Genomic DNA, 14,417 nt, shown 5'->3' with positions numbered 1-14,417 from the left:
TGAAGCACGTCGAGGTCCTCGTGATAGATCAGGGAGTTAGCGCTTCTGATCCTCGGGGACCTCGACCCCTACCCGCCAACCATCACCCGGCGAGCCCTACCCCCACCGGATGTCCGAAGAGCCCCAAATACACTCGAGCGTGACTTGGAAGTCAAATTTTGATAAGAAGGGTCGGATGGCACTCTGCCAATTCACTCCCGGAAGGCCGCTATGTCACACCCCTCTGTGGCAGATTCCCCCGGATCTGCCGCCCTTAGTACGCGCGCGCCCAGCGCCCGGAAAACGGGATTCAAAAATGTCATTGCGGCCTTTGCCGCGTTCCTGCTCGCCTTCGGCTCCCTCGTTGGCTTGAGCCTGGCGCCGGCCAACGCTGCGCCGGATTCCAACCCGCTCTCCGCGACCGTGAACCACGTCGCGTGGGCGAACGGCAAGCCGGTCCCGGGCGCCGAGGTGAAGCCGGGCGAGGTGCTCAACCCGGGTGCCGATCTCATGCTCGCGGTGGGCTACGGCCCGCAGGAGGGCCAGACGTGGTCCGACCTGGCCGGCAAGTCCTTCGAGTTCTCGGTCAAGGGCCCGATCACTAGCCTTACTGGTGATCTAACCAACAATGAGGCTATTAAGTCGTTCGTGGTGAGCCCGACCAACCCTAATAAACTCGTGCTCACGTTTGCCGACAAGATCGCCGCGGACACCGTGGAAGGTTATGTTTTTGCGGTGTTCAAGGCGCAGAGCGAGAAGAACTCCTCCACGGAGCCCATCTCCTGGGACCTCGGCGCGAGCAACACGGGCCAGGTCGAGGTGACCGTCAAGGGCACGGAGTCCAAGCCGGCCCCGACGAAGAACGAGCAGTCCAAGTCGGTCAACAACGCCAAGCCGGACCTGTTCAACGTTGACCAGTCCGCTGGCAACAAGACCCCGTCCGAGCGCATCTCCATCAAGCCGGGCGCGCTCGACACCGAGTTCACCTACACCCTGAACGTGACGTCGCTGGCGGCAGATGCTGACTACCCGATCGTCGATGAGCTGCCCGCCGGCCTGGTGCTGGTGCCCGGTCGCTTCTCCGTGTCCCAGACCCGCTGGGAGAGCGCATCGAGCGACTCCCCCATCACCGTCCCGGGCGTCACCTTTGACCCGACCGTGACCGCCGACGGCTTCGAGGGCACCCTCGACGTGCCGGCCTTCTCCGTCACGACGATCACGTACAAGCTGAAGGTCAAGGACCAGGCCACGCTGGATGGCTGGTACCAGGACTTCCTGGCCAAGGTCGCCGCCGACGAGAACTTCGAGACCGGCAAGAACTTTGACATCGCCGCCCTGAAGAACACCGCGTCCTTCGGCCCGGGGGCCGTCGAGAAGTCGGCCACGGTCAACATCAAGGACGGCTGGGGCAACATGGCCGAGGTGGGCCCCGACGGCGCCTTCGGCAAGTCGGCCTCCCCGAGGTACTCGATCCCGGTCCTCAACGAGGACGGCACCCTGGCGGCGCCGGTTGCCGTCGAGTTCACGCTCAACGCCAACCTGAACTCGTGGGACGGCAGCACCAACCTGAAGCCCAAGCTCAAGGAGAACGTGGTCATCACCGACCGGCTCTCCACGAACTACACCTGGGCCCCGCAGGATGCCGGCTTCATCTCCGCCACGGGCATCCGCGCCAACGACGCCACCGGCACCGGCGCGGCCCAGCTGACGCTCTCCGAGGCGACCGGCTTCTCCGGCCCCGCCGCGGACTTCGCCTCCGACGCGTACGTCGGCAAGTGGTCCGTGGATGCGGCTAGCAACACGCTCTACGTGAACGTGGGCAAGAGCCAGTACACGAACGCGAGTGTCAAGGTCGCCACGCAGCTGGTCAACGTCAAGGGCCTGACCGCCGACGACAAGAAGGTAAACACCCCCGGCAACGTGACCGGCACCGAGTACTTCCACGCGAAGAACACGGCGTCCTTCACCTACACGGACAAGAAGGGCAACCCGGCCTCCAAGGACAAGACCGCCGAGAACACTGTGGTCAAACAGGACGAGCGGCGCGAGGGCGCGCGCGACAAGAACCACTTCTCGAAGAGCCTTGGCACTGACAAGGTCTCTGTGAAGAGTGGCGAGGCCGCCGTGGTTCCCTTTGCTTTTGAGGCCAAGGGCATCAAGGGCTTCGACCCGTCCAAGACCACGATCGTCGACTACGTCGATACCAACATGTTCGATCTGCGCGATGAGGCAGCGGCCTCCGCCGCCGTCAAGACGTCCCTGAAGGCGAACTACAACGGCTCCGCGCTCAAGGCCGAGGACTTCGAGGTTCAGGTCAGCGCCGCCGCCGGTACCGTGACGCTGAAGTACACGGGCGCCGTGTCGGCGACGGGCAAGGACCTGCGCGTCGAGTTCTCCCTGTCCACGTACCCCGTGTACGGCAAGCAGGTTCTCGACATCACCAACAAGGCCGTGCTGTTCGGCGAGGATGGCCTGGCCGACTACTGGGACCGCACGACCACCACCGCCACGAACTATGGCTTCGAGGCCCAGGTCAAGAAGACCCTGTACAACACCGCGAACAAGAAGCTGACGGACATCCTGCAGTCGGAGACGGTCAACGGCGAGTACGTCCAGAAGACCTACGTGTACCGCGTCCAGGTCATCCCGCGCGGCGGCTACCAGGGCGTCAAGATGCGCACCCTGGTGGATCACCTGCCGGTCGGCACCGAGTTCGTCGGCTTCATCGCCGATGAGGACATGGACACCGCCGACAATGCCAAGGGCCAGGACGGCACCCCCTACGCGCTCAAGCAGGGCAACCTGGAGGCCGTGTTCACGGCCAACCCGGACGCCACGGTCGAGAGCACCCCGGGCGATGTCGTGCTGCGCCAGAAGGCAGGCACCACCTTCCCCGCCAATACCGATGCGGTGTGGCTGAACCTGGCCGTGAAGATCACGTCCAAGAAGAACGGCGTTCCCGTCGTCAATACGCTGGGCGGCTCCACGGCCATCATCGTGCCGAACGAGGAGGGCGACACCACGGTGCCGCTGCCGATCCAGAAGCTCGACGCCAAGACCGGCGCCGCGCTGACCGATCGCGACTCCCGCTTCGAGGTCAAGGGCACGGGCGCCAACGCCGACTTCACCGCCGTGGCCTTCGCCGAGAATGGCTACCTCGTGGTGGCCAACGCCGAGGACCCCGAGGGTGCCGGCAAGCTCCTGCGCGTCCCCGCCGCCGGCACCTACACGGTGACCGAGACGAAGGCCCCGTACGGCTACACGGCTAACACCGAGCCGGTGACCTTCACGGTGGACGAGAACGGCAAGATCACCTCGCCGTTCAAGGCCTTCTACAACGAGCCCATCGCCTACGCGCTGGGTGACTTCACGTGGATCGACTCCAACAAGAACGGCGTCCAGGACGAGGGCGAGCCCGTGCTCGCCGGCGTCAAGGTCACGCTGCTCGACGGCGCTGGCAACGTTGCCCTGGACATGGACGGCAAGGAGGTCAAGGCGGTCAAGACCGACGCGAACGGTCGCTACGTCTTCGACAACCTGCCGGTGGGCCAGTACAACGTGCGCTTCGAACTCACGGATGCGCAAACCAAGAAGTACACCTTCACCCAGGCCAACGTGGCAGGCAACGACGACCGCACGGACTCCGACGCGACCGTCTCCGCCGAGAACGCCAAGATCGGCGAGACCGGCGTCTTCACGCTCGGCAAGTTCGGCGGCAACAACGACGGCAAGTTCACCTCGGCCGCCGACTACGCCACCGAGCTCGGCCTGGCCGAGGGCACGCAGGCCTTCAAGGCCGCTGGCGGTATCGACCAGACCCGCGACGCGGGTGTGATGCTCAAGGACTCCGTGTCCGTGGGCGACTACGTCTGGTTCGACAAGAACAAGGACGGCCAGCAGGGCGAGCAGAAGGACGAGCCCGGCATCAAGGGTGTTGTCCTGACGATCACCGGCCCCGACGGCAAGCCCGTCACCGACGTTTTTGGTGATCCGGTCAACCCGACGACCACCGACGACAAGGGCTACTACACCTTCGAGAACCTCCCGGTCCTGAAGGCTGGCGAGTCCTACACGGTCACGATCGACCGCGCCGACAAGTCCACGCAGGACGCCCTGGCCGAGTACACGCCCACCAAGGAGACCGATCCGGCCTCCGAGGGCTACGACCGCTCCAAGGACTCCAACACGTGGGAGGCCAGCTCCGAGGGGCTGACCAACGACGGTGACCGAGACCCCACCCTGGACTTCGGCTTCATCAAGAAGACCTACGCCGTGGGTGACTACACGTGGATCGACGCGAACAAGGACGGCCTGCAGAGCGAGGGCGAGGAGATCCTCGCCGACGTCAAGGTGGAGCTGCTCGACGAGGACGGCAACGTTCTGGGCGAGACCGTCACCAACGAGCAGGGCTTCTACCTCTTCGACGAGCTGAATGCCGGCACCTACCAGGTCCGCTTCACGCTCACCGAAGCACAGGCGAAGAAGTACACCTTTACGATGGTGGGCGCGGGTGGCGAGGATGATTCTGACGCCAAGCCCGAGGCCGACAACGCCGCCGTGGGCGTCACCAAGACGTTTGTGCTCAACCACAAGAACGCCGCGCTGGTCTCCGATGAGGAGTACGAGCAGGCGGATCTGAAGGCCACCGAGGGCATCGACCCGACGTGGGACGCCGGCGTCATCATCAACCCGAGCGTCTCCGTGGGCGACTACGTCTGGTTCGACGAAAACAAGGACGGCATCCAGGGCGACCCGGCCACGGAGCCCGGCATCCCCGGCGTCGTGCTGGAGGTCTACGGGCCGGACGGCAAGAAGGTCGAGACGGACGCCTACGGCCAGCCCGTGGGTCCGCAGACCACCGATAAGGACGGCAAGTACTCCTTCGATCACCTCCCGGTGCTGGGGGAGAACGAGTCCTACACCGTGAAGATCGTGCGCGACGACCCCTCCACCCAGGAGGCGCTGGCCGAATACGTTCCCACGCAGGAGCTCCCCGAGGGCGACCGCACCACGGATTCGAACACGTGGGAGGCCAGCTCCGAGGGGCTGACCAACGATGGCGACCGCGATCCGACGCTGGACTTCGGCTTCATCAAGGCGAACTACGCGGTGGGCGACTACACGTGGATCGACGCCAACAAGGACGGCCTGCAGAGCGAGGGCGAGGAGATCCTCGCCGGCGTGAAGGTCGAGCTGCTGGACGCCGAGGGCAAGGTCGTGGCCACCACGGTCACGAACGGCAAGGGCTTCTACCTCTTCGACGAGCTGCCCGCCGGCGACTACCAGATCCGCTTCACTCTGACGGACGAGCAGGCCAAGAAGTACAACTTCACCTCCGTGGGCGACGGCGCTGCCGACGACTCGGACGCGAAGCCGGCCTCCCCGACCGCCGCGGTGGGCACCACCAAGGTGTTCACGCTGAACTCTTCCAACCCGAACCTGGTCCCCGCGGCCGAGTACGAGAATGGTGAGTTCAAGGCCAACAAGGGCATCGATCCCACCTGGGACGCTGGTGTGGTCCTCAAGCCGCGCGTGTCGCTTGGCGACTACGTGTGGTTCGACGAGAACCGCGACGGCATCCAGGACGAGACCGAGCCGGGCATCCCGGGTGTGGTCCTGGAGGTCTACGGGCCGGACGGCAAGAAGGTCGAGACCGACGTCTTCGGCGATCCGGTCAAGCCGGTCACGACCGGTGACAAGGGCGAGTACACCTTCGAGAACCTGCCGGTGCTGCCGGAGGGCGAGAAGTACACGGTGAAGATCGTGCGCGATCACCCGTCCACGCAGAAGGCCCTCGAGGACCTGACCCCGACCGTCCCCAACGCGGGCGGCGATCGCGGCAAGGACTCCTCGACCTGGGAGGCCACCACCGAGGGCCTGAACGAGGACGGGGATCGCGATCCCACGCTCGACTTCGGCTTCGTGAAGGCCAGCTACGCCATCGGCGACTACACCTGGATCGACCTGAACCAGGACGGCTTGCAGACCGAGGGCGAGCCGGTGCTGCCGGGCGTCACCGTGACGCTGACGGACAAGCACGGCCAGCCCGTCAAGGACGTCTACGGCAACGTCGTGAAGCCCGTGCAGACTGACGAGTTCGGCAAGTACGTTTTCGACGAGCTGCCCTCCGGCGAGTACACCGTGTCCTTCACGCTGACCCCGGAGCAGGCCAAGCGTTACTCCTTCACGAAGCTGGGCGAGGGCTCCGCCGACGACTCTGACGCCAAGGTGTCGGAGGACCCGGCCGTGGGCTTCACCAAGCTCGTGGTGCTGGACCGCAGCAACGCCAACCTGAGTGCCCGCGAGGGCATCAAGGCCTCGGAGGGCATCGACCCGACGTGGGACGCCGGCGTGATCCAGAAGAGCGTGCGCGTGGGCGACTACGTGTGGGTGGACACCGACAAGGACGGCCGCCAGGATCCGAACGAGCCGGGCATCCCCGAGGTGTGGCTCAAGATCGTGGACAAGGACGGCAACCCCGTCAAGGACGTCTACGGCAACGAGGTTCCGCCGGTGAAGACGGACAAGAACGGCAAGTACATCTTTGAGGACCTGCCGGTGCTGCCCGAGGGCGAGCACTACAAGGTGATCATCGATCGCGAGAAGTCGAAGAAGGCGCTCGCGAAGTACAAGCCGACGCAGTCCAACGCGGGCAACCGCGAGGGCGATTCGGACGAGTGGGAGTCCACGACGCAGGGCCTGAACGAGGGCGGCGACGAGGACCTGACGCTCGACTTCGGCTTCGTCCTGGCCGACGACGGCATCGATGTGGGTGGCGTGGGTCAGACCCGTCCCGCCTCCACCGATGACGGCATCGACGTCGGCGGCGTGGGCCAGACCCGCCCGGCCGATGGCGACGGCATGGCCAACACGGGCCTGAACCCGGGCTGGCTGATCGTCGGCGGCGCCGCCGTGGCGCTCATGGTGATCGGTGGCTTCCTGTACGCAGGAACCCGCCGCAAGCCCCGCCGCCACTGACGCGTGGTCCCCGCCCGTGAGGGCGGGGCACCCGCCGAGGTGACCGGCTGACCAGGCCGCCCTCCCCATCCGTGGGGAGGGCGGCCCGTTCTGTGCCGGGGCAAGGCGAGCCCGCGCCGTCGGGCAGGTGGGCGTGAACAAAACAGAACGACGCCGCGTGGCCAAGCCACGCGGCGTCGTTCTGTTCAGGCGGCAGGCGCCGCTAGGACGCGATCAGACGCGGTCCACGAGGGCGTCGGCGACGCCCGTGTAGGTGCCGGGCGTGAGGGCGATGAGGCGCGCCTCGGCATCGGCGGAGAGGTCCAGGCCCTTCACGAACTCCTGCATGCGGGCGCCGTCCACGCGGTGGCCGCGGGTGAGGTCCTTGAGACGCTCGTAAGGGTTCTCCATGCCCGGGACGCCGGCGATGGCCTCGGCGCGCATGACGGTCTGCACGGCCTCGCCCAGGACCTCCCAGTTGTGGTCGAGGTCGTTCGCGAGGACGTCGGCGGCCGTGTCGAGGCGCTCGAGGCCCTTGGCGACGTTGGAGATCGCCAGGAGCGAGTGGCCGAAGCCCACGCCGATGTTGCGCTGGCCGGAGGAATCCGTGAGGTCGCGCTGCCAGCGGGAGGTGACGAGCGTGGCGCCCAGGGTGTCGAGGATGCCGTTGGAGAGCTCGAGGTTGGCCTCGGCGTTCTCGAAGCGGATCGGGTTGACCTTGTGCGGCATGGTCGAGGAGCCCGTGGCGCCCGGGACCGGGATCTGCTGGAAGTAGCCGATGGAGATGTAGCTCCACATGTCCGTGCACAGGTTGTGCAGGATGCGGTTGAAACGGGCCACGTCGGCGTAGAGCTCGGCCTGCCAGTCGTGCGACTCGATCTGCGTGGTCAGCGGGTTCCAGGTCAGGCCAAGGCCCGTCACGAAGGACTCGGAGACCTGCTGCCAATCGGCGCTCGGCACGGCGGCGACGTGCGCGGCGTAGGTGCCGGTGGCGCCGTTGATCTTGCCGAGGAACTCGGTCTTCTCGATGCGATCCAGCTGGCGGCCCAGTCGGTGGGCGAAGACCGCGATCTCCTTGCCGAGCGTGGTCGGCGTGGCCGGCTGGCCGTGCGTGTGGGAGAGCATCGGGGTCGCACGGTCGGCGCGGGCCATGTCGGCGATCTGGGCCACGAGGGCGCGCGCCGCGGGCAGCCAGACGTCCACGACGGCGTCGCGCACGCCCACCGCGTAGGAGAGGTTGTTGATGTCCTCGGAGGTGCAGGCGAAGTGCACCAGGGGGGTCAGTTGCGCCAGTCCCAGGGCCTCGAGGCGGCGGCCGATGTAGTACTCCACGGCCTTGACGTCGTGCACCGTGACGGCCTCGATCTCGGCGAGCTCGGCGACCGAGTCGGTGTTGAAGTCGGTGACGATGGCGCGCAGGCCCGCCTCCTGCTCCGCGGTCAGCTTCTCCAGCCCGGGGAGGACCTGGTGCTGGGCCAGGTGGATGAACCACTCGACCTCGACGTGCACACGGTTGCGGTTCAGCGCCGCCTCCGAAAGGTGGTCGATCAGGGGCGCCACGGCCGGACGGTAACGACCGTCCAGGGGGCCGAGGGCCAGGGCTTCGGAGGACAGGGAAACGCGCGCGCTGGAAGACATGCCTCCATTCTTTCATGGGCGCGCCCGTGTGACCTCAGCGGGGTGGGGCACGGTTGTGGGTGCCCGCCTTTCCCTCACACGGGGGAACTTTCCCCGATGCCCGACGCCGCCCGCCCACGCGGGCGGGCTGCCTCCTAGCGTGGTGGGACGGGGGAGCGGCCGGGTGGGCCGCTCGGTGTCGAGGGAGGAAGCGGCGATGGATCTGGAGGTGCTGATCGGCAGGCTGGAGACGACGCGAGAGGCCGTGCGGAGGGCGGCGCTGCATGCCCACGAACTGCGCCCGCCCAGCTGGAAGGGGCCGGCGGCCGAGGCCTTTGAACGGCGGCGGCAGCAGGCCCAAGAGCGCTGCTCCGGGACCCTGGCGGCCTTGGGCTCGGCCCTGCGGGAGGCGCAGCGCCTGCGGGTGGCGATGAGCCTGGCGGAGGCGGCGGGGAGCGCGGCCGGCGGGGCCGGTGGCGGCGCGGGCAGCGCGGGGCGGTGGTGAGGCGATGGGCTACCAGCTCTTGGATGGGGCCACGTCCGCCGAGGTCGTCACGGAGGGGATGTCAGCAAGCGCGGCCCGCGCGGCCGACATCGCCCGGGCCGCCGCGTCGGCGACGCTCCTGAGTTGGGGCGCGGGCGGCCTCGTCAGCCTCCCGCTCCCCGGGGCTCTCGGCGCGGCCGCGGAGGAGGTGGAGCGCGAGCTGGCGACAGTGAGGGCCCAGGCGCGCGGCATGGTGGCCGCCTACACGGCCCTCGCGCTGAGCCTGCGCTGGGCGGCGTCAGCCTATGCGGCGGCGGAACGCAGGGCGCTGACGCTGGTGGGAGGCGCCGGATGGTGGAACCCGGGAGGGGGCTTGGGCCTGGCCATCTACGTGAAGAGCCTGGCCATGCACCGGCCCCTCGGGATCCAGGGGACGGTCAGGGCCATCGGAGGGCTCGGCTCGCTCGCCCCCGGATCGTTGGGTGGATACGCCGCGGCCAACCCCGGCCTGCTCGTGGATTCGAGTATGCACACGCTGGGGGTGGCGGCACCGCCCCCGCCCATCCTGACGGAGGCAGCCCAGGCCGAGGACGCGCCGTCGCCCTCCGACCTCAAGGCGCTGCTGGAGCTGCAGGACCAGGCGGCCCGCGGCCCCGGGGCCCTGCTCGTGACGAGGGTGGACGGGCCCGGCGGGCCCACGTGGGTGCTCACGGTGCCCAGCACCAACATGGCACCGCGGAGTGCGTGGGGGCTCCACCGGCTCGTCGATGCCATGCGGGGCAACACCGACACCGTGGCCCCGGCGGCGCTCGCGGCGCTGCGCGCGGCCGGAGCAAAGAAAGGGGAGCCGGTGGTGCTCAACGGGCACAGCCAGGGCGGGAGGCACGCGCTCAACCTGGCCGGCTCCGAGCTGTTGCGCCGCCAGTACAAGGTCACGGGCGCCTTCACCGCGGGGGCTCCGGCGGGGAAGCAGCTGGTGCCGGGCGACGTCCCCGTGCTCTCGCTCGAGGACGTGGACGACACCGTGCCGGGCATGGACGGGCGGGTGGAGGTCCCGGTGGGGAGGAACCGCCTGCTGGTGCGCTCCACGCAGGCACCCACCCCGGACAACCAAGGCGACCCGGGCTTCTTCGGCTACGAGCACCGGGTGGGGACCTACCAGGTCATCGCCGCCGAGGCGAAGGACCATCCCGAAGTGCGCTCCATGGTGGCCTCGTGGGGGCTCGCGGGGCGCGCCACGACCTACCGGGTCCCGACCACGCCGGACATCCCCCGCGTGAGCGCGGCCCGGGGGAGGGCCGGCGGCATGAAGCTGGGGCAGGAGGCTGAGCGGAACAAGTACGGCAAGTGAGCCGCCCGCTGATGCCGCCGGCTCAGCGGCTCAGCGGCTCAGCGGCGCACGAGCGCGCGGTTCAGGATGGCCGAGACGATCGAGATGATGATCGAGCCGAGGATCGCGTCCCAGAAGAAGGCGTTCACGTGGAAGTCCACGGGGAAGAGGTTCGCGATCGCGGAGGTCAGCATGAGCAGGCCCGCGTTCACCACGAGGGCGAAGAGGCCCAGGGTCAGGCACGTGATGGGCATGGCCAGGAGGTGCAAGATCCACCGCAGCAGCACGTTGACCACGCCGAACACGAGGCCAACGAAGAGGTAGGTGACGATCTCCGCCGCGGTGTTCCACGCGGGCTCCACGGCGTCGCGCGGGCCGATCGTGATGCCAGGCAGCAACCAGGCGGCAACCCACAGGGCCGCGGCGTTGATGATGATGCGCAGAAGGACGTTCACCGGGGGTCTCCATCCGTGTGTTTCAGCTCACTTTGTTTGCGAGCGGTGGGGGTTCTCGACGGTTTGTCCATGATGCCACGCGGTGTCGACCGCCGCCCTGGCGCCGTGCTGGCGCGGCGATAAGGTGAATCCATGTCTGAGCCGCACGCCGTTTTTCCCGAGCCCCGCCCCGTGGTGGGCCGCCTGCCCAAGTACGCCGCGGGCAAGCCGCCGGCCCCCGTGCCGGGACTGACCCCCTACAAGCTCTCCTCCAATGAGAACCCGCTGGAGCCGCTGCCCCAGGTGCTGCAGGCCGTGCGCGAGTTCGAGGACATCAACCGCTACCCGGATCCGCTGAGCTCGCGCCTGCGCGCCGCCCTCGCGGAGCAGCTCGACGTCTCCGCCGAGGACATCGTGACCGGCGGTGGCTCCCTCGGCGCTCTCATCCAGGTGCTCTCCGCCTATGCGGGCACCAACGATGACGGCGTGCCGGACGAGGTCGTCTACCCGTGGCGCTCCTTCGAGGCCTACCCGATCGTCGTGGACCAGGCCGGGGCACGCTCCGTGCAGGTCCCGCTGACCTTCGATGGTCGCCACGATCTCGAGGCCATGGCCGCCGCCGTGTCGCAGAACACCTCGATCGTGATTCTTTGCACCCCCAACAATCCGACCGGCCCCGTGCTGCGCACCGCCGAGGTCGAGGCCTTCATCCAGAAGGTGCCGCAGGACGTCCTGATCGTCATCGACGAGGCCTACCTGGAGTTCGTCCGCGTCGAGGACGCCGTCGACGGCATCGCGATGTACCGCAAGTACCCCAACGTGCTGGCGCTGCGCACCTTCTCCAAGGCGCACGGCCTGGCCAATCTGCGCGTGGGTTACACCGTGGCCCGCCCCGAGATCACTCAGCACCTGCGCGCCACGGCCGTGCCGTTTGCCGTCTCCACTGTGGCCGAGCTCGCCGCCGTGGCCTCGGTTCAGCACCAGGCAGACGTGGAGATCCGGGTCAAGGACCTCGTGGCCGAGCGCGAGCGCATCGTTGCCGCGCTGACGGAACAGGGGTGGACGCTGCCCGAGTCGCAGGGCAACTTCGTGTGGCTGGCCCTGGGTGAGCGCGCGGGCGAGTTTGCCGCCGCCGCCGAGGCTCGCGCCATCACGGTGCGTGCCTTTGCCGGCGAGGGTGTGCGTGTGAGTGTCGGAGAGACCGAGGGCAACGACCGCTTCATCGAGCTGGCGGGGGAGTGGATCCGCTCTTGATGCCGTGATCGGCATATCTAGGATGTCCTAGCTTTTCGCTCAACAGCCCGGAATCGCGCCAGCGTGGCGCGATTCCGGGCTATTCGTTTCTGCGGGATTCCGTGGGTAGTCTGGCGAGGTCAGGCCCCGATACACCAAGTATTTCCAACTGGGAATATAGGCGAGGGGCGCGGAACGTCAGCAGGAGAGTCGTGGACACCGAGCTCACGGGAACCGACACCCAGGCACCCTTCATTCAGCTGCTCAGCCCGGACGGCACGCGGCGGCAGGATCCGGCCTGGGAGCGCTACACGCGCGACGTCGACCTGGAGACCCTGCGCGGCTTCTACCGCGACATGGCGGCCACCCGCCGCCTGGACGACGAGGGCACGGCGCTGCAGCGCCAGGGCCAGCTGGTGCTGTGGGTCCCGCTCAAGGGTCAGGAGGCCGCGCAGATCGGCTCCGGCCGCGCCACGGTGCCGCAGGACTACCTCTTCCCCACCTACCGCGAGCACGGCGTGGCGATCACGCGCGGCGTGCAGATCGCCGAGATGCTGCGCGTCTTCCGCGGCATCAGCCACGGCGGCTGGGACCCCACGAGCACCGGATTCCACAACTACACGATGGTCCTCGCGGCCCAGACCCTGCATGCCGTGGGCTACGCCATGGGCGTCCAGCGCGACCAGAAGGGCTGGGACCAGGAGCGGCTCGCGGCCGAGGGTGGCGCCGTGATGGCCTACTTCGGCGACGGTGCCTCCTCCGAGGGTGACGTCCACGAGTCGATGGTCTTCGCGGCCTCCACTCAGGCGCCCGTGGTCTTTTTCTGCCAGAACAACCAGTGGGCCATCTCCGTGCCCTTCGAGGTGCAGTCCCGCGTGCCGCTCGTGAATCGTGCGGCCGGCTACGGCTTCCCCGCCGTGCGTGTGGACGGCAACGACGTCCTGGCGGTGCACGCCGTGACCCGCTGGGCCCTCGAATGCGCCCGCACAGGCCAGGGTCCGGTCCTCATCGAGGCCGTGACATACCGCCGTGGCGCCCACACCACGGCGGACGACCCCACCAAGTACCGCTCCCGCAACGAGGAGGAGGACTGGGACGAGCGCGACCCGATGCTCCGCCTCGAGCGCCACCTGCGCGCCGCCGGCACGGGCGAGGACTTCTTCGCCGCGGTGAAGGAGGAGACCGACCAGATGGCCGCCGAGCTGCGCGCCACGGCCATGGCCTTCCCCACGCCCGCGCTGGAGGAGTCCTTCGCCAACGTCTACGCCGCACCCCACCCGCTCGTCGAGGAGGAGCTCGCGTTCTACCGCGAGTACCAGGCAGGCTTCGCCGACGCCTCCACCGATGGCACCACCGAGCAGGAGGACGCCAAGTGAGCGTGACCCGCATGACCATGGCCAAGGCCATCACCGCTGGCCTGCGCCGCGTGCTGGCCGAGGATCCGAAGACCCTCCTCATGGGCGAGGACATCGGCAAGCTCGGGGGCGTCTACCGCATCACCGAGGGCCTGCAGGCGGAGTTCGGCGAGGATCGCGTCATGGACTCCCCGCTCGCCGAGTCCGGCATCATCGGCACGAGCATCGGCCTGGCCCTGCGCGGCTACCGACCCATCGCCGAGATCCAGTTCGACGGCTTCGTCTTCCCGGCCTTCAACCAGATCACCACGCAGCTGGCCAAGCTGCACATGCGTTCGGAAGGGCGTCTGACCGTCCCCGTGACCATCCGCATCCCGTTCGGCGGGGGCATCGGCTCGGTTGAACACCACTCGGAGTCGCCGGAGGCGCTCTTCGCCCACACGGCCGGCCTGCGCCTCATGACGCCGTCCACGCCGCACGACGCCTACTGGATGATCCAGGAGGCCGTGGCCTCGCCGGACCCGGTGATCTTCTTCGAGCCCAAGCGCCGCTACTGGCTCAAGGGCGATGTGGACACCGAGCACCGTGCGGCCCCGGCCGCCACGGCCCAGGTGGTCCGCCAGGGCAACGACGCCACCGTGGTGGCGTGGGGCCCGCTGGTCCCCGTGGCGCTCGCGGCCGCGCAGGCCGCGCAGGAGGACGGGCGCGACGTCGAGGTCATCGACCTGCGTTCGCTGAGCCCCATCGACTTCGACACCGTGACGGCGTCAACCAAGAAGACCGGCCGCCTCGTGATTGCGCACGAGGCCCCGACCTTCGGCGGCCTCGGCGGCGAGATCGCGGCCCGCGTGACGGAACGCGCCTTCTACGAGCTGCAGGCCCCGGTCCTGCGGGTGGGCGGTTTCCACATGCCGTACCCGCCGTCCAAGGTGGAGGCGAACTACCTCCCGGACATCGACCGCCTGCTCGAGGCGCTCGACCGCTCCTTCGCCCACTGACGCCGTCCCGGCGCACCCCCTCAGAACCCA

General features: G+C 68.2%; 8 protein-coding genes. 6 read left to right on the top strand and 2 right to left on the bottom strand.

The window, feature by feature from the left end:
• Positions 1-348: 348 nt before the first annotated feature.
• Positions 349-6,957, top strand: coding sequence for an SdrD B-like domain-containing protein (locus DWB68_RS01725; protein WP_119423398.1), 6,609 nt, complete (start codon positions 349-351; stop codon positions 6,955-6,957).
• Positions 6,958-7,170: 213 nt separating this feature from the next.
• Here the strand turns inward: DWB68_RS01725 and purB are convergent, their stop codons facing one another.
• Complete coding sequence (gene purB, locus DWB68_RS01720; RefSeq protein WP_119423397.1) at positions 7,171-8,574, bottom strand: adenylosuccinate lyase; 1,404 nt, start codon at positions 8,572-8,574, stop codon at positions 7,171-7,173.
• A 196-nt stretch (positions 8,575-8,770) separates the two neighbouring features.
• Between purB and DWB68_RS01715 the strand changes: the two genes are divergently transcribed.
• Both DWB68_RS01715 and DWB68_RS01710 read left to right on the top strand, forming a co-directional pair.
• Positions 8,771-9,058 carry a hypothetical protein gene (locus DWB68_RS01715; protein ID WP_119423396.1) on the top strand — a complete coding sequence of 96 codons (288 nt, stop codon included), beginning with the start codon at positions 8,771-8,773 and terminating at the stop codon, positions 9,056-9,058.
• 4 nt (positions 9,059-9,062) lie between these two features.
• Positions 9,063-10,388, top strand: coding sequence for a hypothetical protein (locus DWB68_RS01710; RefSeq protein WP_147391546.1), 1,326 nt, complete (start codon positions 9,063-9,065; stop codon positions 10,386-10,388).
• A gap of 38 nt (positions 10,389-10,426) precedes the next feature.
• Here DWB68_RS01710 and DWB68_RS01705 read toward each other — a convergent pair whose 3' ends face one another.
• Positions 10,427-10,822 carry a phage holin family protein gene (locus DWB68_RS01705; protein ID WP_119423394.1) on the bottom strand — a complete coding sequence of 132 codons (396 nt, stop codon included), beginning with the start codon at positions 10,820-10,822 and terminating at the stop codon, positions 10,427-10,429.
• A gap of 132 nt (positions 10,823-10,954) precedes the next feature.
• On the opposite strand from DWB68_RS01705, the gene DWB68_RS01700 reads away from it, so the two are divergent.
• The 3 genes from DWB68_RS01700 (at position 10,955) to DWB68_RS01690 (ending at position 14,387) form a co-directional block, all read left to right on the top strand.
• Entirely contained in the window at positions 10,955-12,055 is a 1,101-nt protein-coding gene (locus DWB68_RS01700; protein WP_119423393.1) for a histidinol-phosphate transaminase, read from the top strand.
• 191 nt (positions 12,056-12,246) lie between these two features.
• Entirely contained in the window at positions 12,247-13,410 is a 1,164-nt protein-coding gene (locus DWB68_RS01695) for a thiamine pyrophosphate-dependent dehydrogenase E1 component subunit alpha (protein ID WP_233548554.1), read from the top strand.
• Positions 13,411-13,412: 2 nt separating this feature from the next.
• Positions 13,413-14,387 carry an alpha-ketoacid dehydrogenase subunit beta gene (locus tag DWB68_RS01690; protein WP_119423421.1) on the top strand — a complete coding sequence of 325 codons (975 nt, stop codon included), beginning with the start codon at positions 13,413-13,415 and terminating at the stop codon, positions 14,385-14,387.
• Positions 14,388-14,417 lie beyond the last annotated feature (30 nt).

Origin of the sequence: Galactobacter valiniphilus (assembly GCF_003575975.1) — a bacterium.
Lineage (GTDB): Bacteria > Actinomycetota > Actinomycetes > Actinomycetales > Micrococcaceae > Galactobacter > Galactobacter valiniphilus.
This window is presented reverse-complemented; position numbering and strand designations above follow the sequence as displayed.

Coding starts and splice junctions, on each gene's coding strand:
- DWB68_RS01710 (WP_147391546.1), top strand. CDS start 9,063: ATGGGCTACCAGCTCTTGGATGGGGCCACGTCCGCCGAGGTCGTCACG.
- DWB68_RS01700 (WP_119423393.1), top strand. CDS start 10,955: ATGTCTGAGCCGCACGCCGTTTTTCCCGAGCCCCGCCCCGTGGTGGGC.
- DWB68_RS01715 (WP_119423396.1), top strand. CDS start 8,771: ATGGATCTGGAGGTGCTGATCGGCAGGCTGGAGACGACGCGAGAGGCC.
- purB (WP_119423397.1), bottom strand. CDS start 8,574: ATGTCTTCCAGCGCGCGCGTTTCCCTGTCCTCCGAAGCCCTGGCCCTC.